Origin of the sequence: Wolbachia endosymbiont (group B) of Ablattaria laevigata (assembly GCF_964277395.1) — a bacterium.
GTDB lineage: Bacteria > Pseudomonadota > Alphaproteobacteria > Rickettsiales > Anaplasmataceae > Wolbachia.
This window is the reverse complement of the sequence record NZ_OZ195519.1, coordinates 1,062,388-1,083,141: the sequence shown is the minus strand read 5'-3', so window position 1 is coordinate 1,083,141 and position 20,754 is coordinate 1,062,388. Positions and strand designations below refer to the sequence as shown.

The following is a 20,754-nucleotide window of genomic DNA, read 5'->3' as shown; positions in this document are numbered from 1 at the left end:
AAGTATGATGGATATACTGAAATTAATAGTATTTTTGCCACTCTTTGGTTCGCTATTTGCAGCACTTTTTAGAAAAAGTCAGTTAGTTACAACGGCAGGAATTGGAATATCTGCAGTTTTATCTTGGTATGTTTTTCTCACCTTCTCTGAAAATTATCACTTGAGTTTATTTCCTCTATTTTCATTAAGTGTATTAAAAGTAAATTGGGCAATTAGTGTGGATGCTCTCTCATCCTTAATGCTTATTGTCATTACCACCGTTTCACTAGTAGTCCACCTCTATTCTATCGGTTATATGGAGCATGACAAAGGGAAGTCGAGGTTTTTTTCTTACCTATCGCTATTTACGTTTTGCATGATTGTGCTGGTTGTAAGCGATAATTTCGTGCAGCTTTTTTTTGGCTGGGAAGGGGTTGGCCTGTGTTCTTATTTACTCATAGGATTTTGGTTCCAAAAATATTCTGCAAATAATGCAGCAATTAAAGCATTTGTTGTGAATAGGGTAGGAGACTTTGCACTATTGATTGGGATCTTTCTCATTTATTATACATTTCACTCTTTGAAATTTACTGAAGTTTTTGACACAGCTGATCTTCTTGGCGCGCAGAACATTAGAGCATTCTGCTGTGAATTCAAAGTAACTCATATAATATGCATATTACTTTTTATTGGCTGTATGGGTAAATCTGCACAGCTTGGTTTACATGTTTGGTTGCCAGATGCAATGGAAGGGCCAACCCCTGTTTCTGCACTCATTCACGCAGCAACGATGGTAACAGCAGGTATATTTTTAGTAGCAAAATGTTCTCCATTATTTGAGCTATCAAATGTGGCACGAGAATTAATAGTTATTGTTGGGGCACTTACTGCTTTCTTTGCAGCTACGGTTGCGATTACTCAGAACGATATAAAAAAAATAATTGCTTATTCAACCTGCAGTCAACTTGGTTATATGTTCATGGCATGTGGGCTTTCTGCTTACAATGTTGCTATTTTTCATTTAATGACACACGCTTTTTTTAAAGCTCTACTATTTCTTGGTGCTGGCAATGTGATTCATGCAATGCATCATGAGCAAAACATTCAGAAAATGGGAAATTGCTGGAAGAAAATCCCTTGCACTTATACTCTCATGTGGATTGGATCTCTTGCGCTTTCTGGAATATTTCCATTTGCAGGTTTTTACTCAAAGGATTTGATAATTGAACATGCTTATAGCACGGATAGCTTTGCTTTTGTAATAAGCTTAGTTGTTGCATTCTTCACAGCGTTTTACTCTTGGAGGTTATTGCTTCTTGTGTTCCACAGCCAAAAACAAAGTAAAATTAATATACATGAGGCACCAAAGATTATGCTTATACCATTACTGATACTCGCTTTTGGATCAGTATTTTCTGGAATATGGGGAGCAAATATTTTGAACATAACTAGTAATGCGTTTTGGAAATCAAGTTTAGTGATGATTGATGAGCATGGAGTTCATAATTTCTTTATAAAACTACTGCCAACCTTAGCAAGCCTAAGTGGAATAGCACTTGCGTACCTAATTTACCAATATCAAGTAATTAGGCAAATTAAGAGTAAATTTTTACTTAAGTTTTTGCAGAATAAATGGTACTTTGATGAGGTGTATGAGTTTGTTATAATTGCACCGATAAGGTTTATATCTAGGCTTCTATGGAAGTTTGATGTTAAGGCTATTGATTCATTTGGACCAAATGGTGTTGTAAGGTTGGTTAATGAATGTTCAAAAAGTTCTATAAAGTTACAAACTGGTTATATATTTGATTATGCATTTATTATGTTTGTTACTTTAATAATCGGTGCTTTATATATTATTGGAATTAAATAGAAGGTGTTGTTACTTAGTATATTCTTGCTTCCACTGATAGGAGCGTTGATTTTATCCTCGATCAGGATTAATCATCAATCTATACACTTAAGATTCCTTGCCCTATTTTTTGCTGTACTTCCATTTTTGCTTAGCATTGTAGCTTGTATAGAATTTGATTATAACGATGCGGACTTTCAGTTTGTCAGCTATCCAGTAAGAGATATTGGAATAGGGGTGGATGGAATATCGTTGCTTTTCCTTCTGCTTACAACTTTCTTGTTTGTTATTTGTATGCTCTATAATTGCAAAATGAGTTATACGACCCTAAAAGCCTATATGGCATTATTTCTACTGCTTGAGAGTTTTGTAGTCGGTTTTTTCCTTTCACTGAATGCTATAAGCTTTTATGTGTTTTTTGAAGCTGTCTTAATACCAATGTTCTTGATTATTGGCATTTGGGGAGGGAAGCAAAGGATATATGCGACGTTTAAGTTATTTCTTTATACATTAACTGGCTCATTATTATTTCTACTGGGGTTAGTATACATCTATAGTGTTTTTGGAACGTTTAGTATACAAAAATTAGCTACATTAGTGCCAAGCCTTGATCTTGAAGTGCAGTCATTGCTGTGGATTGCATTTTTTATTTCTTTTGCAATAAAAGTACCGATGTTTCCATTTCACACTTGGCTTCCTGATGCACATGTGCAATCACCAACTTCTGGATCTGTGATTTTAGCTGGCTTGCTTATTAAAATGGGGGGATATGGATTTTTAAGATTTTCTATTCCAATGCTTCCTCAGGCAAGTTTGTATTTTTCAAATTTCGTTGTTGTGCTGAGCATTATTGCGGTGATATATGCTTCTCTAGTTGCGTTTGCTCAAGATGATATAAAGAAGTTAATAGCTTATTCTTCAATAGCACATATGGGGATCGTTACCGCTGGCCTCTTTTCATTTTGTGAGGAAGGAGTACTGGGTAGCATATTTCAAATGATTAGTCATGGCCTTATTTCTGCTGCTTTATTTTTGTGTGTTGGAATGCTATATACTCGAACTGGTACTTTGGAGATTGCAAAATATTTTGGCATAGTAAACACAATGCCAAAATTTGGTTTTATGTTCATTTTATTTTCAATGGCTTCAATAGGGCTACCTGGAACATCTGGGTTCGCAGGTGAGTTTTTGGCTATGGTTGGAATGTTTAAGAGCATAGGGTTTTTTACAGGATTTATCGCACTTGGCACTATTTTAAGCGCAGTTTATATGCTGAATTTATGTAAGCAAATAATATGGGGGGTTAGCTATTCTAAATTATTAAATAATCGCTTGGATAGCATAGAATTTTCTGTCTTAATTCTGCTTGCAGTGTTTGTTATTTTGCTTGGATTCTACCCAACCCTTGCACTGAATTATTTGAAGCCATGTATGGCAAATTTGTTAGTCAAATATAATGCGCTATGAATTATATACAGATATTGCCGGAAACGTTCTCTATTATCTCCTCGTTAGTGTTGCTACTGCTTGGAATTATATTTAACCGCCGAACTATCAACTTATTAGCACTTGGCTGCACAGTGGTAACTTTGATTATTTTAATTATTTCGGCAGAAAACAATGAAATTTTTCTCTTTAATTCGTTGTTAAAACTCAATTTATACATCAGGTCAGCCCAAGGGTTAATTCTCAGCACAGGAATTTTAATACTTTTGATGCTGAATTTATCAAAATATGACTATAAATATGAATTTTCAATACTGATTCTTTTTGCGCTATTTGGCATGATAACTTTGGTTTCAGCAAATAGTCTGATTTCTTTTTATTTAGCTTTTGAGTTGATGAGTATATCTTTGTATGTTCTTGCGAGCTTTAATAAAGATTCAGCTTATTCATGTGAAGCAGGAGTGAAATATTTTACACTTAGTGCACTATCTTCCTGCATTATGCTATATGGAATGTCGCTGCTTTATGGATATACAGGACAAGTCAATTTCTCTGAGCTCGGTTCATTCTTGCAAAACCATCAGATAACTTATGGAATAGTTTTTGGGTTAGTTTTTATCCTTATTGGTTTGTGTTTCAAGCTTGCTATTGCTCCTTTTCATATGTGGGCTCCAGATGTCTATCAAGGTGCACCTACCATAGTAACTGCGTTTTTTTCTACGGCCCCAAAAGCTGCACTTGTAACATTTTTAATTCGATTGATGAATGAAGAGTTAGTAAATGTAAAAAGTTATGTTCAGCCTATTTTCTTATACGTTTCAGCATTGTCTGTGCTTATCTCAGCTTTTGGGGCCTTGCGTCAGCAAAACTTAAAAAGGCTGTTTGCTTACAGTTCAATTGGTCACATTGGTTTTATATTTGCTTCACTTTCTATTTTTACACAAGCAGGAACAGATAGTGCCTTAATGTATTTGGTGATATATATCATCACAAGCATAGGGCTATTCTCATATCTCGTACAAATTGACGATGATGATTGTGATATTGCAAATTTATCTGGTATAGGAAAAAAGCAACCAATTTTAGCATTCCATCTTTCTATACTATTACTCTCGATGTCGGGAATACCTCCACTTGCAGGTTTTATCGCTAAATTTTTTATATTCAAAAGTTTAATAAATTCTGGCTTTATCAGCCTGTCTTTGATTCTTGTAACAGCGAGTGTGATATCATGCTACTATTATTTAAATATCATGAAAGTTATGTATTTTGATAAAGCTAGTGGTAATAAGGTTGCTTATTCTAAGGGTCTATTCATTATCACTTCAGTGGCTTCACTTATCAATCTCGTTCTTTTCTTGTACGCAGAAGATCTTTACTCATTGATTAATTCATTGACAAATTAACAATTTAGTGTTTATAATTAGTGATTAATTAATATTTTGTGGTGAAAAATGAGTAAAAGAAAAACTGTTTTGAAATTTTCAATTGCCGCTCTCTTGCTAGGAGGATCGAGCACTGTAACTGTTTTATATTTTCCTTATGTTGCTTTAGCAATTAAATTTGGTATTGTAATCTCTACAGCTCCTCTGGCAATTTTTGCCATTTCTGTAGTTGCTGCATTAGTTTCAGTAATTACATTAGCAGCATTTACTATTTCCGCCATACGCAGTAAGGGTAAATCTAATAAGGTTAGTAGCGAACCAAGAAGTAAAAATGAAGAAGAAGGAGAAAGTCTAGTACAAGAAAAAGAGCAAGCTGTGCCTATTCTTACGCCACCGTTGCTTTCGCAAGAGCCTGAAAAGTCGGTTATTCCTATTCCACAACAACCACCAGTTGATGATCCAGTGAAAGAAACAGAAACACCGCAACCTGAAAACGTTATGGTTAAAGGTGCTGATCAGCAAGCTAACCAAACAGAGGAATCGTTGCCATCATATCCAGAAACTAACTCGCCTCTGAATAGCATGAATCAATTTGAATCATTTCCTAGCTTGCCATCGATAATCATGGGTGCGCACAACAATTTGGAAGATGGTAGTAATTCCATTAAAAATTATCAAGAAAATATGTCACTTCCACCGAATCTGCCAGAGCAATCTCTAACTTCACAGCAACTTTCCCTAGCGCTTAGAGCTATATTAGATGATTCGAATTCGCTCTTGAAATTTAAGGCTGCATTTGAGGAATTTCAAAAAACAAGACAGAATAATTTACGTAGATCCAAATCACTTCCAAATCTGAATGTGATATTACCGATGAGTTTAAGTGAGGTGAAATCGAAGTGGAGAGAAACACAAGCTAGGTGGAGAGAAACACAAGCTAGTATGACAGATAGTTATATTTCTTGGGGCAGTGACTTTGAGAGCTCAATACAAGAACCAGATAGGCTACAAGCAAGTTTAGGAAGTGACAATCCATCAGTGCAGTCTTTTCAACCAAAGAAGGAGCTTTTATATGATGTAAATAAAAAAATTTTTGATAGCGTTGATTATGAAGTAAATTATACTAGACTTTCTGAGAATGCAGGGGAAGCTCCTAATTACGAACGGGAATTTCCACTTACTGAAACAAATGTTAACAGCGGTCCTGAAGCAATGCCCTATGACGTAAATGAAAATAGGGCTTCATATAGCAGTATGCAATCACCTGTATTATCAAGTTCTGCTAGCCGTGGCAACAGTTTTTCTGGATAAGAGAGTTTTTTGATACAATTAAGAAAATGATCCCTGAAACATTTGAGGGCTTTCATATTCATCATTACAAAGAAGTTTCAAGCACTAACGAAGAAGCGTTAGATTTAATTGATAAAGGAATATCAAATGAAACTGTCATTATTGCTGATAAACAAACAGAAGGTAGGGGACGCACTGGAAAAAGCTGGATTTCTCCAGAGGGTAATCTCTATGCGAGTTTGATAATTAACCAAGAAAAGGATGTCAGCAAATTGACAGAATTGACTTTTGTGACTGCTCTTGCTGTTGGAAATACTTTATTATCGTTAAATTTCTTGAATAATCAAACCCACTGCGGTGTCATTCCAATGCGTGACACTGGAATCCATACTTTTTCTTCTGGATCCCAGTGTCAAAGCACTGGGATGACAAGAGATCAATTCATAAACGATCTCAATCTTCAACATAAATGGCCAAATGACATTCTAATCGATGGCAAGAAAATAAGCGGAATATTGCTTGAAAAAAAATCCAATTCAAATTGGCTCATTATAGGAATTGGAATTAATGTCAATCATGCGCCACTTCCAGGCACAACGTGCATTAGCAATTACGGTGAATCTGTGTCTAACATGGATCTATTAAAGGAATTAATAATAAATTTTAATAAGCTAAGAAAGCAATGGCTATTTGATGGGTTTTATGCTATAAGAGAAATGTGGTTAAAAAAAGCATTCAAAATGAATGAGCAAATCAGTGTAAAGTTAGCTGACAAATTGTATGAAGGAATTTTTGCTGATATAGATAAAAGTGGTAAATTGGTGTTGCAGCAAAAGGATGGAAGCTTAATTTATTTTGATGCAGGTGAGTTATTTATTGGCAGTGCATTATGAATACATATGTAATTTTTGCTTACCTTATTAGTTTCATACTGATTGGTGGAAATTTGATTTTTACCGTTTCTTGCTATACTAAAAGTAAAAAAATTCTAGAAAGCCTGAAAGATAATAATGAAGAAGAAACATAAGCGATTACTTATAACTTCAGGAATTTTCTGCTTTTTAAGTTGTGCAGTTTTTTTTATTTTAACAACGCTCAAAGAAAATATCTCATTTTTCTATACAGTAAGTGAAGCCATAGTCTTGCCAAATAATCAAAAGCCAATCCGTGTTGGTGGAATGGTTGTTGAAAAGAGCGTGATACGGAGAGAAAGTGAAGTAGTTTTTCAGATGACAGATTTTAACAAAAGCGTTGTGGTGAAATATCAGGGAATACTTCCACCAATGTTTTCAGAAAAAAGTGGTGTTGTTGTGCAAGGTAAAATGTTTGATAATAGTACTTTTCTTGCAGATACGGTGTTTGCAAAACATGATGAGAACTATAAGCCGAAAGTCCTAAAATAGATTTCCTAATTCAGTTGTATTGAAATGGTATGTGAAAGAAAGCAACAGCCTGCTAGCAAGCTGTTACTTTCCTAACTACCACAATATATCAGAGTGAGCTGGTGCTTCCCATTCTACGTTATTATGGTCAATTATTGCTGCTTTTAATCCTTCAACTTCGCCCCTTAGGTGATCAAGTTCTTCTGCCCATGTTCTATATTCTTTATTATTATCAATAAATCCATCCTGCTGAATTAACTTATTCAAATGAGATAAACCATTAGCCAATGCTTTACTCATATCAAGAGACTCTTCTCGAAGTTGTAATATGTTGTTCACAAGTGAGGCATTTAAGTCAACAACAAACTTCTTATTTAAATCGCAGACTAACTTATCCATAACTTGATAGACGTAATGAATTGTTGCAATTTTATTTGCGATGTCCTCAAAGTTTGTGGGCTTAACTTCAACTTCTATATTGTCTATTTTTTTAAAGTTGAAAGCGCTCATTTGGTTTATTGCTTCAAAGTTATTTTCGCTTTCTTGTTTACTATTATTCATGCTAACTCCTATAAAATTAACTCAGCTACACTGGAATGGTATGTGAAAAAAGTAATAGCCCAGTGGGCTATTACTTGCTCATTTGGTGTATGTTATCTAAAATCATCTCGAGATTACGTCTTTGTATCTATAGTATATCTTCTGCCTGTGTTGGCGAGAAGTATGGCATATCTTCCTGAATTTTAGTGATGCTATTCGTTATTTCTTTTGTTTTCTCACCTATACTATCTATAATTCTTGATAATGGGTTTATTATATCATTTTCAATACTAGAACTTATACTGTCATTGTATTTGTTGATATTGTTTACCAGGTTATCATAAAAAACTTTAAATCTAACAACATTTACCATCATTTTTTCATCAATTTCTTCAGTATTGATATCTTTGGTGAGATCAACCACTTTTTGTGCTCTATCCTTAAATTCCGGAATTTTCGGTTTGTCGAATATAGGTTTGACAAAATTAGGTTTTTGAAGTTGTTGTATTTCTTCAGTCATACGGTCTCCTATAAAAAGTTAAAAAGTAAAAATTTTAATTATGCAAGTATTGACGAATCATAAGGATATATATCGCCATCTTCTGCTGTAAGAATTAGGTCATGTGCAGAATATGGCATATCGTCCTTGATTTGCTTGAGCATCTCCTGGATTTCCTTCTTGTTTTCATCTTGTTTCTCAAGATTCTCCTTGAATGCATCAAGAATAACTTTAACCTGATCTTTATTACCAATATTACCAATCACATCTTTTACTTTCTCATAAGGCAGTTTGTGAATAATATCTTTAAGCTCTTTTGCATCTACGTTATCCAAAAGTTCTTTAAACTGCTCACGAGACATATTATGAGCAAAAGCTTGAAGTTTTTCTGGGTTATTAGCTAAAGACTTAATAACCATCTGAATTTTATTAGGATCAGTTAAATCTCGAGCTACTATTGCAAGTTTCTTGTGGTCTAGCTTATTAATTAAATCATGTAATGTATCTTCTTCTAAAGTTTTTACTAAGATTGGAAGTTTATTTTTCAACGCTTCGTCCAAAATAGTGTTTATCATTTTCTCATTTGCATTTTTTATTAGTTCTACAAACTGGTCATCACTCATTGTCTCGATCGCCATCTCGAACTGATCCATTTTAAGGTGAGGGAAAATTTGTTTTACTTGATCTAGGTTAAAGTCTTTTACTAAGTTCTTAACCTGATTCTCATTTAATAAGGGGACTATTATTCCTAACTTTTTTGAATCCAATGTGTGAGTAAGGGCTTGTAATTGATGATTGGTTAAATGATCCACTAAAGCTAGAAATTGTCCATCTGTTAAGTTCTCTGCTAAAACCTGTAGTTGTTTATTTGTTAAGCTCTTTGCTAAAATCTGTAATTTTTCATTATTAAGAATATCGGTAAGAGTCTCTAACTGATTTCCTGTTAAGTTCTTAAAAAAAGTTTTGGCGAACTCATTCGATATTAGTAAACTCTTCGGTATCTTTAATGATGTTATATCTTCTATCACCTTTGCTGTATCATGGTGTGGCATACTGTATTGTAATATCTTGTTGTCAGGTGAATCGATTATGTTTCCTTCCTTATCTGAAAAATAATATTTATCGCCACTAAGATCTGATTCCTCCCATGTTAAATATTTGTACTTCAATTCTTCACCTACAAAATCATGATAACCAGTTTTATCTCTTATGCCCCAATTTAATGATAGTTTAACTAATCTATCATTGTCATATGCAAATGAATTACTGTTCTCATAATAACCAGGTTGATTATCTCGAATATATCTGTTTTGTTTTTCTTCTACGCAATACATTCCGAATCTATCAAGAAAATCGCTACAGAATTTTATAGATAATTCTAGCGTATCGTCTTCTTCGCTTAGCGATATAAGCTTGACTTTTTTCATAGATTGAGGATCTTCAATGTTAGAATACGTTTCATATCCACTAGATCCGCATGAAAATTGCTGTCCAGGTACCATCTTAAAGACATGTTTTTTTCCAATCATAAGTATTATCTAATAAATTTAATTATAGCTATTCTAGCATTTACTGATTAATTTATAATTAAATTAGCATGTATTGGAGTCATAATAACAAATATCACTAGAGAATTAGTATAAAACCCCGATAGAATAAATAGGCTGGCTTTATGGTATGTTGAAACCTATATTGGTGGAGGCAAGCGTACTTTTCGAACTCACTCTCTCGAATATTATACAAAATGAGTAAAGTGAGTAAATAAAAGAATTTAATTTGTACTTAATGACATCTCAATTCAACCACTATGGATTAAAATCCAAAGATTGAAAGAGAGCGTAGAATGCTAACTTTCGACTTACCAAATTTATCTTCTTTTTTAGAGTGATTTTCAATATGATTTTTTATCATTACAAAGTAGCCTACTAACCATAACTCAGTATCTTTTTCTCAGCTCTGGAAAGTTTTGCTGGAACTTTTTCCTTTTATTAACTGCACTAACTTACTAATACTTAAGTATGGGGGTACAGAAACGTATACATGTTGACGTAACTCTACCTCTGATAATTTCTACTTCCACATACTTCTTGTACAACTTCTTTAGTTTTCTGACCAATATCTCCAACTCATACTGGATATCGATATTTTGTTATCCACACTATGTGATATATATACAGAGTGACTGCTTTTTCTATAATATTCCACATTCTTTCAAATTTTTCACCTTAAAATTATATTCTTGAAAGGATGGTCCAGGGTTTTTCTCCCAAATTTGGGAGAATAAAGAAAAATTGAGATGATTTACAGCAAAAACGAAATTAGAACAAAGCCCTTCTACAAGGAAGCTCAAAAACTTCAACAAAATACCATAATATTCAAAAATCCTTTGTTTTTCTGATGTATCTAATTACTATATAAAAGCTTTAGGTAAGATAGGGGGTGTGTATGCTGAGGACACAACATCGAGTAAGTAATCTAAAAAAAGAGATTAATTCAGAAATCATTGATCGGTTGAAAGAGCAGCTGAATAAGCAACAAAACAGTAAATCTTTTCAATTTAAAAATAGAATAAGACGTCAATATAATCCTGATGATACTAACATTGCTAAATTGTTTCTGGCGATACGTGAGCATAGAACGGATAATCCTCAGCTAAATAAGATTAGTGAAATTGAAGGGTTACTTACTCAAGTACAAAATATTAATGATATTGATCTCAATGATGGTGGTAATACACCACTACATGTTGCTGTAAGCAAAAATCATCAAGACATTGTTGAACTTCTTTTGAATGTGTCTGGTATAGACCCAAATATTAAAAATAATCAAGGTAAAACTCCACTAGATATTGCTAAGCAACAAAATAAGGGAGAGATTATTAGGACTCTAGAAGAACATTTAAAAAAATTTTCTGATCAAGTAAAAAGACTTTCTGCACAGGAGGAGGAAGTACATGAAAAGCTAAGAAAGTTTGTTGAAGATTTTGTTTTTATTTATGAACGCTCTTTATCAGAGTACTATGAGAGACTAGAAAATCAAAGAGGAAAGCAAGGTAAATGGGCTGATTTTGTTAATATGATAATATATATAGGAAAAGGTGGAACAGAACAAGGAGAAGCGGAATCAAAAGTAATTCCTCTTATTGGAATTAACATTCTTCGAGCAACAATATCCAGCATTGGTAGTAGTTATAATAGAGCAGAGCTTAAAAAGCTGATAGATCAATTGTATATATTTAAAAAGGATCCAATCAAAGTCAGGGAAGAGTTAGTAAAATCTGGTATTGAGATTTTTCAAAGTTTTGAGAGCCAATTTATACAAGTAACAGCAGAAGGAAGTTGGCAGAGAGCAATGACAAAATTAGCAGAAGATGCTGTGAGTAGAGTGGTTGATTACTATAGAAAAAATACTGAAAAAGAGCTTTGTGCTTCCTCAATTACTGAGGGTATTATTTTTGGAGAATCAAAAAGATATAAACAAACCTACACTGGTGTTCCTCATATTAAGCTAGGACATACTTTAGAAAGTAAAAACTCGAATTCATGGAATACTGCAGAACTATTTGATAAAGCGGGATTAGTAACAATAAAGAGTGATGGTAGTGCTGATAAATACTATAGGAGAATAGATGGAAAGAGTGATACTAGCAAATATGGCTATCGTCTTCTTTTTAAATGGGAATTGGAAAGTAAAATAAAAAAATTCGCTAGAGAATACATTGAAGAAAATCCTTCTAGGGAGGAGTATAGGTATATTTTAAAGTTAGATGAGGGAAAATGGAAAGATGAATTATTGGATGAGCTTAATAAGCAAGATCCGAAGTTAGTCGAAGAGAGGTTACTAAGCAAATTCAAAGGAGAAATGGAACAGGAAGCTGAAAAAAACTTCAATGAATTAGAGGATTATATAGGTAAGAATTTTAATGAGTTATCAGGTTACATAGAAAGTAATCAAAATGAGATTAAGGGAGTCTTTGATGAATTAATGAGTCAATATCAGGAAGCCAGTAGGCAACGTCACAAGATAGCAGATTCTATTGTAGAAGGAAGGAAAGAAAGTGAAAAAAGTTTCGAGAAAATAGATAAAAAGCTTGATAAGATATATGATGCAGTTGTAGCAAGAGAGCCTATTTGGTTTAATGTGAAAAAGCCAGTAATTTTGTTTGCTGGAAGAAGGGAAGAGTTAATTGACCTACATAATAAGATACAACGTAGTTCAGAAAAAGTAACAGTAATATCACAAATAACCTCAATTAGCGGTTTAGGAGGAATAGGAAAAACTGAGTTAGCTAGACAATATGTTCAAGAATATAGTAAAGATTGTTATGACAATGTTATATGGATCAATGCTGAAAGTGAGATAGCTCTTGTTGAATCATTTACTCGATTAGCGAAGAATAAACTAAGAATTGATATAAAAGATGAGAATGGAAAAGAAAAGGATATAAAAGCTCTCATAGAAGAGGTTTATGAATTTTTCAGTAATAGTAAAAGCTTGTTTATTTTTGATGATGCCGAGAAAAGTAATTATTTGAATAAGTTTTTACCAATTCATGATTCATTACCGGGTGGTAATGGACCTTATATTTTAATTACTTCTCGTAATCGAGAGTGGGAAAGGGGGATAGAAGTTATTAATCTAAACGAATTAAAGTCAGAAGAAGCGATAGAATTTGTAAAAAAGGGCTTTAGTATAGAAGATGAATCTCAAAATGAAAAGATAAAAGCTTTGGTAGAGAAATTACAACACTTTCCTTTAGCTACACAGCAAGCAATATCATATATTGAAGATCAAAGAGTTACTAGAAAATTTGATATAGATGATTACCTAAAGGAATATGAGAAAAAAGCGAAAGATTTGCTTAATTATGAAGGATTTAGAGGAATTGATAATAACTATGCAAAAACAACTTTCACAACTTGGAAGATTACAACCGATAAGATAGCAAGCAATGAAAAGCATGGAAATTTAGCTTTAAGGATTCTTGATGTTATCTCTTATCTTGCACCTGACAATATTAGTAGAGAATTCTTTTTAGATTTGACAGGAAATAATGAAGAGGAATTAAGGTCTGCTGTTCGTTTACTTATAAAATATTCTATGGTTAATGGTGAACAAGAGCAAGGTGTGTTGAGTATTCATAAATTAGTTCAAGAAGTGACAAAAATAGCGTTAGAAGAAGAGGGTAAAAGCGAAGAAGTTATGAAAGAGACTTTCGAGCTACTCAGAGCAAGTTTTCCTTATGGTAGTGATAAATTAGAAGACTATTTAAAAAAACGAGAATTATTACCGCACTTAGAGGCATTTTTATCACGTATAGATAGTTGGTTAAAAAAGAACCCTCAAGATAAAGAAAAAATAGAAAAGGATTATCTTGAAAATTTGTTGACATGGATGAGTGATGGGTATTTTAATTTGGGTAATCCCAAAAGAGAAAAGGAGTTGCTAGAAAGGGTTTTGCCTATTTTAGAAAAGCATTACGGAGAAGATCATTTTGAAGTATTTAAAAGACTAGTAAATCTAAGCAACAGTTATCTAGTTTTAGGTGATTACCAAAGAGCAAAAGATTTGCTAGAAAGAGCTTTAAAAATTGAAAAGCAAGATTATGAAGAAGAGCGTTTTCAATTAGTTAGAACACTGGTAAATCTGAGTATCAGCTATCGAGCTTTAGATGATTATCAGACAGCGAAAGAGTTACTAGAAAGGGCCTTTCCCATTTTAGAGAATCATTATCGGGAGGATCGTTCTTCATTAGCTCAAGTACTAATAAACCTGAGTATTGCTTATGGATCTTTAGGTGATTATGAAAGAGCGAAAAAGTCAATAGAAAGAGTATTCTCTATTTTAGGTGACAATTATGAAGAAGAGCACTTTGAGTCAGCTAAAATGTTAGTAAATCTTAGTATTGCTTGTAGAGGTTTTGGTGATTATCAGACAGCAAAAGAGTTACTAGAAAGGGCACTACCTATTTTAGAAAATTATTATGGAGAAGATCATTTTCAGGTAGCTATAGCTAAAACAAATCAAGGTATCACTTATATAGCTTTAGATGATTATGGAAGAGCAGAAGAGTTGCTAGAAAGAGCTTTGCCTATTTTAGAGAATCATTATGGAGAAAATCATGTTGAAGTAGCTAAAATATTAGTAAATTTAAGTACCATCTATAGATACTTTGATGATTATCAAGGAGCAAAAGAGTTGCTAGAGAGCGCTTTACCTATTTTAGAGAAGCACTATGGGGAAGAGCATTTTGAAATAGGTATGATTCTGGAAAGTTTAGGCACTGATTATATAGCCTTAGGTGATAATCAGGAAGCAAAAGAGGTGCTAGAAAGAGCTTTATCTATTTTAGAGAAATATCATGAAAGAGATCATGTTGAAGTAAGTAAAATATTAGTAAATTTGAGTATCGCCTATAGAGGTTTAGGTGATACTCAGGGAGTAAAAAAGTTGCTAGAAAGGGCTTTACCTATTTTAGAGAAGCATTATGGAGAAAATCATTTTGCAGTAGCTATAGCCTTAGAAGATTTAGCTATTGCCGATGGAGCTTTAGGTAATGTTCAGAGAGCAAAAGATTTACTAGAAAGGGCTTCTGCAATATATCAAAGGAGTAAAGTTGAAGAATGTTTGCCGAGTACGAGTTCAGTAAGGAACAGAAGAAAAGCGAAGATTGGGGAGTGTAAACTGTCTTGGGAAGACGTAGATGAATTCAATACAGAAAAAGATGAGAAAAGAGATTTTAGTAAAATTAAAATAGATAGTAAAAAGTTTATTGACTATATAAAAGATATACCAGAAGAAAAACGTTCTCAGCTAATTGAGCTAGCAGATAAAGTGCAAGTTAAGGGTAGGTTTAGCAATTTGGTCAATAAGCTTACCAGTAATCAGAAGGTCATGAATCATTTAAATAGAGTAAAGAAAATCTCTAGCATAACTATGCATGGAATGATAGCTAAAAATATTTTAGCTGACTTTTTAACCGGAGATTATCAGGGTGTAGCAATTAATGTTGGCTTTATTGCCGGTGGTCAAGGATTTGCTAAAGTTGCTGAAGTTGCATCTCATAAAGGATTAAATTTGCTCTCAGAAGAAAAGGTACTACTTGGTAGGTCTTTAAGAGTTGCATCACCTTTTCTTGCTCGAGGTACTTCTGCCTTTATTATTTATGATTTAGTAAATCAGGTAAAAGCATTTAAAAATGGTACAGAAGGAGCATTGGTTGGCGTAGTAGGAGATAGCATTTACCTGGGAGTTGACGCTGCAGAGATTGGTATTGAAGTTGCTGAAGGTTTTGAAGTATTAGAAGGAGTTTCATCTATTACTGGACCTATTGGAGCAGGAGTTGGCACTGCAGTATTTATTTACACTGATATTTATATGGCAGTAAAGAGAGTTGATAAAATTGATGAAATTATTCACTTAACTAGAGGAGAAAAATTTATTGAAGGATTGCGTGCATTTATAGGTATGCGACCTGAACAATATGTAGAAAAGTTAATGGAAGAAAAACAACTTTATAACCAATTAGTTAAGCAAGGATTTGAGTATTTAAAGGAGTATAGTGATATTCAAAGCTATGTATTCCCTACTGGTAAAATCAGTTGTGAATTCTTGTCGTACAGTGCCACACCAAGTAAGGCAGTGTGGTGGTGCCGGATTTGGAGAGCTATGCATGAGAAGGATTAACGTTACACTTTATACTGAAGAATGCAAAGTTAAATTTAAGATAGACTTAGACAGTAAAGTACTACTTGATAAAAAAAGAACCGATATGAAATGGAGCAGAGCAAGGCCGAATAATCCAAGTGGTGGAAAATTGTTTTGTTTACCAAAAGGAGATGATGAGCCTGCTCCAAGTTATGGCTCATATTTATGTGAAAATGCGATTGGTTTATCTAATAACAAGACAGAAGGATATACTCTGATTAATTTAGGAGAAGGTGAAGATTATGCAAAAGGATTTAAGGATAGTTCGAACATATTTGTAGTGAATGATGGGTCTAAAGAATATTATGGAGGAAATAAGAATGATATCTTTGTTTTACAGGGAGATTTTATAGAAGGGTCCTTTTACGGAGAAGATGGAATTGATACCTTAGATCTGACTGAATTTGCTCAAGAAGCTGTAAGTGTGAATGTGTATTTAAATACAAATATTGGCACTATTATGTACAACAGATATGGTTATTCTGGATTTCAAATTAATTCAGTAGAAGGAGTGCTTGGTAGAAAAGCTAAGGCAGATCATATATTTAGTGCATGTGAAACTAAATTCTTGGATGGTAATGGTGGTAAGGAAGATCAACTTGATTATTTGGAAATAAAAGATAATAACTGTGTCTATGATATACAAGTAATAGTTAGAAATTACACTGAAGTAAATAATCTAGCACTCAAAGGTAACTTTAACTATATTGTACCATTTCAAAAAGGTAGTGCATCTGTTAAATTACTTGCTAATTTCGAAAATAACCATAGGTTTATATTCGACTACTTGCTTGCTGATATTCAGAGTATTGATATTAAAGATCACAATAGTATAAAGTTCGATTTTTCCTCAAAAGTTGCAAATAGTAACTTTAGTATATCTATCTCATATAACATAATGAACAATATAATCTATCAATTAAAAGACAGTGCTGAAATAAAAGTAGGTAAGGAAAGAAACTTGTATGCAATACAGAATACTAATAAAACTATTGATGAAATTATAGAAAGTTACCCAGCTATAGCAAATAAACTTAATATGACTATCGCTGTTCAAGATGGTGATGAATCTATACTTGTTGGCCGTGGGAAATTTGAGGCACTTCACAATCACCCAATCCATAACAGTCACTTAATTGGAAATGGTGGTGAGAATATATACGTAATTACTATAGCTTCAGGTGAGAAAAGATATGAACATAGTATTTCTTCTATACCAGAAGTAAACATCTATAATTTTGATGAAGGAAGTTCTATAGATACGTTAGATTTACGTAACGTGATAAAAATAATACAAGATGATTTGAAAATACATATTAATCTGCCAAGAATTTTTCAAGATGGAAATGATTTGCTAGTTAGGTTAGAAGCAGAAATGGGACAAAGTTTTTTATTAGAAGTGCTAACAGTAAGATTAAAAGACGGTTTGGATTGGTATGAAAATCTTCATATTATCTCAGATAGTGCGCCTATGAAAATAAGTTCTGAATTAGAATTAAAACCACTACCTTTGATCTTTGACAAAGATAAAGAAATTATTGTGGTAACGGGTCAAGATGTGGAGAAAGATGCTGAGCTTATCACGCCTAGAAAAGGAGGAAACAATACGTTTGTTCGTAGTAATGGTCATGATCTAATAATAACTAATGCTTTTGATTCGACTATTACTAAAGATGATTTTTGCAGTATTACACTTAGTAAATTCTATAAAACACCTAAGATGAAAACGTTATCAATAAAATTTACTGATAAAGAGATAGTATTAAAAGATCATGAGAAGGAAATAAGTGCTGCAAGATACTTGGATATTGTGAAAAGAGAGTATAAGGATCAAGTGTACGATGATGTGTTTACAGAAGTCATGTTATCTGATCAACCTCATAGACATAGGCAGCACATTAGAAACCGTAGAAGTGAGTACACAATGAGTAGTGGTACAAGACGACCATCTTCATGGATAAATGATTTATTTGGTTGGGTAAAAAGCTCTATAGGTGGGTTATTAGATTCCAAATCAAGTACTACAACTAAAAGTCCAATCTCACAAGTAGATGCAAAAATGGATGTAAATGGTACGATAATGTTACTTGATTTGCTTGTAAGAAAGTTTACGGGTAAACAATATATACCTGCAGTAGATCAATCTATACCTTTATTAGAAGCAAGAGGTTATGCACTAAATATTACACATAGATTTGAGAAAGTGTTAAATAAAACTGCTATTAAGTCAGGAATATCAGTGACAAATCTAAACTTTGATCCCATGGCAGTGCAATCAGCTATAATTGAAAAAATAATAAATGGAAAAATAACAAATAGAAGATTTTCTGAAATAGCAGAAACCCTATATTCATTTGGAAAAGAAGCATGTCCAGAATTTAAACAAACTGATAAGTTTCTAGATCATTTAAAGAGTAACTTAGAAGAAGTTTTAGCTAAGGAAGAAATTATGATACTACAGCAGAAAGTAGAAAAGCCTTCTAAAGTTTTAGGTCAGAAAGTTTCAAGGAAAGTAGAGTTATCTAAAAAGCCTGATACATTCTTAAATGGAACATCAGTAGTTAAAGGAATAAGCAGAGGGATAAATTGAGGGAACTATGAGGTCTTTTCTGCCTGTAACTGTTTGATATCATCGAAAGAAAGACCTGTAGTTTGCGATACAACGTCAATAGAGATGCCAGCTTTAAGTAGGTTCTTTGCCACCTCAATTTTGCCTTCAACCTTTCCCTCTTCCTTTCCGATTTGAATACCTCTTTCCTCGCCGATTTGAATACCTTCTTGTCTACCTTCTTGTCTACCTTCATGTTTAGCATCATCGAGTTTTTGAGCAAGGACAGCCTGTTCATCACGAATACGCTTGATCTCTTGTTCATAGGCAATAAATTCTTTTTCTGACCAGTTGAACCTATTGAGTTCTTCATATGCTCTTTTAATTATTAGATCACTTCCTATTATTCTCTCTAGCTCTTCTTCACTAGTTTCGTCTGCATATCTAAAGAAGTAGACCCATTTTTCAACTATACTTGAAAGCTGATCTTCTTTGGTTTTTGGAAATTTAGGCAACTCAATAAATATAAAGTAAAAATCTTTTAGATCATGCTCATTAGTATTTTCATCGCGAATAGTGTGCTTTGACTTATACTCAGACTTATCAGGAAATAAAATACAATCTGCTATAGCAATAAAGATAATTTCCTTAAGGTTATGGTACTGATCACCTTTATCAGCTTGTCTTGAATAAGCTTTAGCTGCGTAGTATTGTGCCCGTTTTTCGAAGCCTTTAGTTTTAGCGACCTGCATCTCAATTATGCATTGCACCCCCGTGGAATCCCTACATAATACATCAACAATGCTTTGCTTTTTAGAGGCAATATCAGGGTCTTGAATAGTACTTAAAAACTCTATATCCTGTATTGTATTTTTGCCAGTGAAATCCAGAATATCATTGAGGAAATGAATGAGGATATCTTTATTCTTCTCAGTACCAAAGATACGGCGAAATGCAACATCATTCTTCGGATCGAGAAACTTCGAAAGAGCCATGAGAAAGTAAGATAAAAAGCATTAATAATTATACACAACTCTGAAGAAATATTCAACAATTAAACGTAATGTTAACCTGTATAATATTTATGACAAACATCTCGATAAGGTATCAGATAGCACACAAAGTAAGGAACTGGAGGTTAAAGAGAGGTTATACTCAAAAAGATTTAGCGGGAAAAATCGGTACAACATATCAGGTAATACTGCAATATGAAAAAGGAACACGCAGAATTTCGATTGAAAAGTTGTATGCTATAGCAGAGATATTGTCGATTGGTATTGTAGACCTAATTCCTGTATCAAATGAAAAAATCTGTTTTGAAGATGAGGGAGAGGAAATATTAAATCTAGTAAGAAAATATAAAAAGATTAACGATAAAGAGCTACGTAAAATGTTTTGTTTACTAACCAAATTTGCTCAAGTTAGTGAAAAAAGTAGTAAAAAAGCAGAGAAAATAAAGATTGCAAAAGGTTTGGTAAAAGCAGGAGTTTCTGTTGATATTGTTGCAAAAACAATTGGTCTCTCTGCTGATGAATGCGTTGAAGAAAAAGGAGGTTCTATTTACTGCAAAATAGGAAAGAAGATAAAAGAATGGAGACTAGTGAGAGAGTATACTCAAAAAGATTTAGCAGAGAAAATGAGTACGACCCGTGACGAAATAAGCAACTATGAACAAGGGCGTGTAGCTATTCCACTGGAAAAATTATATGTAACAGCAGAAACATTATCGATTAGCATTACAGATCTGCTCATAGAAGAAGATGAGATAGTAGAAAATGAGCTACCTGATTTAATAAAAGAATACAAAAAAATTGAGAGTCAAGAACTACGTAATGCACTAATAAAATCTCTGTTTGAAAGCATACAAGTTTGCAAAGAGAAAGTGGAGAGAGTAGAAAGGATGAAAATTGCAAATAATTTAGTTAAGAAAGGAATTTCTATCAATATTATTTTAAAAACAGTAGGCATCTCTTTGGACGAAATTCAACGAGTTTAAAATAAAGAAATCAGTATATATTAATATCTTTACTCTTAGATAAAAAAATAAGCAAAAAAGATTGAGAAATTGATTTGACTTCACTCAAAAGCTATGGCTCTATGCCAATGCTGATAAAAAAACAGCAGTA

At 33.2% G+C, this 20,754-nt stretch carries 14 protein-coding genes and 1 pseudogene; 10 read left to right on the top strand and 5 right to left on the bottom strand.

Going from position 1 to position 20,754, the window contains the following annotated elements:
* Positions 1-4: 4 nt before the first annotated feature.
* Genes nuoL through ccmE form a run of 7 tightly spaced genes read left to right on the top strand, consistent with a single transcriptional unit; the run spans position 5 to position 7,355 of the window.
* Positions 5-1,852, top strand: coding sequence for an NADH-quinone oxidoreductase subunit L (gene nuoL / locus ACICP1_RS05015; protein WP_395461216.1), 1,848 nt, complete (start codon positions 5-7; stop codon positions 1,850-1,852).
* Between the two features lie 3 nt (positions 1,853-1,855).
* Entirely contained in the window at positions 1,856-3,298 is a 1,443-nt protein-coding gene (locus tag ACICP1_RS05010) for a NuoM family protein (protein WP_395461215.1), read from the top strand.
* Positions 3,295-4,683 carry an NADH-quinone oxidoreductase subunit N gene (locus ACICP1_RS05005; protein ID WP_395461214.1) on the top strand — a complete coding sequence of 463 codons (1,389 nt, stop codon included), beginning with the start codon at positions 3,295-3,297 and terminating at the stop codon, positions 4,681-4,683. Before ACICP1_RS05010 ends, ACICP1_RS05005 begins: the two co-directional genes overlap by 4 nt.
* 48 nt (positions 4,684-4,731) lie before the next feature.
* Positions 4,732-5,973 (top strand): hypothetical protein, encoded by a 1,242-nt coding sequence (locus ACICP1_RS05000; protein WP_264686779.1) that lies wholly within the window; start codon positions 4,732-4,734, stop codon positions 5,971-5,973.
* A gap of 26 nt (positions 5,974-5,999) precedes the next feature.
* Positions 6,000-6,845, top strand: coding sequence for a biotin--[acetyl-CoA-carboxylase] ligase (locus ACICP1_RS04995; protein WP_395461213.1), 846 nt, complete (start codon positions 6,000-6,002; stop codon positions 6,843-6,845).
* Positions 6,842-6,979, top strand: coding sequence for a hypothetical protein (locus ACICP1_RS04990; RefSeq protein WP_007302385.1), 138 nt, complete (start codon positions 6,842-6,844; stop codon positions 6,977-6,979). The genes ACICP1_RS04995 and ACICP1_RS04990 overlap by 4 nt, the downstream gene beginning before the upstream one ends.
* A complete protein-coding gene (gene ccmE, locus ACICP1_RS04985) occupies positions 6,963-7,355 on the top strand; it encodes a cytochrome c maturation protein CcmE (RefSeq protein ID WP_395461212.1) in 393 nt (130 codons plus the stop codon). Before ACICP1_RS04990 ends, ccmE begins: the two co-directional genes overlap by 17 nt.
* A 75-nt stretch (positions 7,356-7,430) precedes the next feature.
* Here ccmE and ACICP1_RS04980 read toward each other — a convergent pair whose 3' ends face one another.
* The 4 genes and pseudogenes from ACICP1_RS04980 to tnpA all read right to left on the bottom strand — a co-directional run bounded on the left by ACICP1_RS04980 (position 7,431) and on the right by tnpA (position 10,578).
* The gene (locus tag ACICP1_RS04980; protein ID WP_395461211.1) at positions 7,431-7,895 is read right to left on the bottom strand and encodes a hypothetical protein; all 465 of its coding nucleotides are present in this window, start codon (positions 7,893-7,895) and stop codon (positions 7,431-7,433) included.
* Positions 7,896-8,022: 127 nt separating this feature from the next.
* On the bottom strand, positions 8,023-8,394 hold the full coding sequence (locus tag ACICP1_RS04975; RefSeq protein WP_395461210.1) for a hypothetical protein: 372 nt from the start codon (positions 8,392-8,394) through the stop codon (positions 8,023-8,025).
* Between the two features lie 38 nt (positions 8,395-8,432).
* A complete protein-coding gene (locus tag ACICP1_RS04970) occupies positions 8,433-9,902 on the bottom strand; it encodes an MgtE intracellular N domain protein (RefSeq protein WP_395461209.1) in 1,470 nt (489 codons plus the stop codon).
* A gap of 283 nt (positions 9,903-10,185) precedes the next feature.
* Positions 10,186-10,578: pseudogene (gene tnpA, locus ACICP1_RS04965) on the bottom strand (IS200/IS605 family transposase).
* A 240-nt stretch (positions 10,579-10,818) separates the two neighbouring features.
* Here tnpA and ACICP1_RS04960 point away from each other — a divergent pair.
* A complete protein-coding gene (locus tag ACICP1_RS04960) occupies positions 10,819-16,059 on the top strand; it encodes a tetratricopeptide repeat protein (protein ID WP_395461208.1) in 5,241 nt (1,746 codons plus the stop codon).
* Positions 16,046-18,670: a latrotoxin-related protein gene (locus tag ACICP1_RS04955; RefSeq protein WP_395461207.1), complete on the top strand. Its 2,625-nt coding sequence runs from the start codon at positions 16,046-16,048 to the stop codon at positions 18,668-18,670. Before ACICP1_RS04960 ends, ACICP1_RS04955 begins: the two co-directional genes overlap by 14 nt.
* A gap of 5 nt (positions 18,671-18,675) precedes the next feature.
* On the opposite strand, the gene ACICP1_RS04950 is transcribed toward ACICP1_RS04955, so the two are convergent.
* Entirely contained in the window at positions 18,676-19,623 is a 948-nt protein-coding gene (locus tag ACICP1_RS04950; protein ID WP_010402003.1) for an Rpn family recombination-promoting nuclease/putative transposase, read from the bottom strand.
* An 89-nt stretch (positions 19,624-19,712) separates the two neighbouring features.
* On the opposite strand from ACICP1_RS04950, the gene ACICP1_RS04945 reads away from it, so the two are divergent.
* The gene (locus tag ACICP1_RS04945; RefSeq protein WP_395461206.1) at positions 19,713-20,624 is read left to right on the top strand and encodes a helix-turn-helix domain-containing protein; all 912 of its coding nucleotides are present in this window, start codon (positions 19,713-19,715) and stop codon (positions 20,622-20,624) included.
* The last annotated feature ends 130 nt before the right edge of the window (positions 20,625-20,754 follow it).

Bases quoted from the DNA above. Each gene is read 5' to 3' on its own strand.
- ACICP1_RS04955 (WP_395461207.1), top strand. From the start codon at position 16,046: ATGAGAAGGATTAACGTTACACTTTATACTGAAGAATGCAAAGTTAAA.
- ACICP1_RS04980 (WP_395461211.1), bottom strand. From the start codon at position 7,895: ATGAATAATAGTAAACAAGAAAGCGAAAATAACTTTGAAGCAATAAAC.
- ACICP1_RS04995 (WP_395461213.1), top strand. From the start codon at position 6,000: ATGATCCCTGAAACATTTGAGGGCTTTCATATTCATCATTACAAAGAA.
- ACICP1_RS04975 (WP_395461210.1), bottom strand. From the start codon at position 8,394: ATGACTGAAGAAATACAACAACTTCAAAAACCTAATTTTGTCAAACCT.
- ACICP1_RS04990 (WP_007302385.1), top strand. From the start codon at position 6,842: ATGAATACATATGTAATTTTTGCTTACCTTATTAGTTTCATACTGATT.
- nuoL (WP_395461216.1), top strand. From the start codon at position 5: ATGATGGATATACTGAAATTAATAGTATTTTTGCCACTCTTTGGTTCG.
- ACICP1_RS05000 (WP_264686779.1), top strand. From the start codon at position 4,732: ATGAGTAAAAGAAAAACTGTTTTGAAATTTTCAATTGCCGCTCTCTTG.
- ACICP1_RS04970 (WP_395461209.1), bottom strand. From the start codon at position 9,902: ATGATTGGAAAAAAACATGTCTTTAAGATGGTACCTGGACAGCAATTT.
- ACICP1_RS05005 (WP_395461214.1), top strand. From the start codon at position 3,295: ATGAATTATATACAGATATTGCCGGAAACGTTCTCTATTATCTCCTCG.
- ccmE (WP_395461212.1), top strand. From the start codon at position 6,963: ATGAAGAAGAAACATAAGCGATTACTTATAACTTCAGGAATTTTCTGC.
- ACICP1_RS04945 (WP_395461206.1), top strand. From the start codon at position 19,713: ATGACAAACATCTCGATAAGGTATCAGATAGCACACAAAGTAAGGAAC.
- ACICP1_RS04960 (WP_395461208.1), top strand. From the start codon at position 10,819: ATGCTGAGGACACAACATCGAGTAAGTAATCTAAAAAAAGAGATTAAT.
- ACICP1_RS04950 (WP_010402003.1), bottom strand. From the start codon at position 19,623: ATGGCTCTTTCGAAGTTTCTCGATCCGAAGAATGATGTTGCATTTCGC.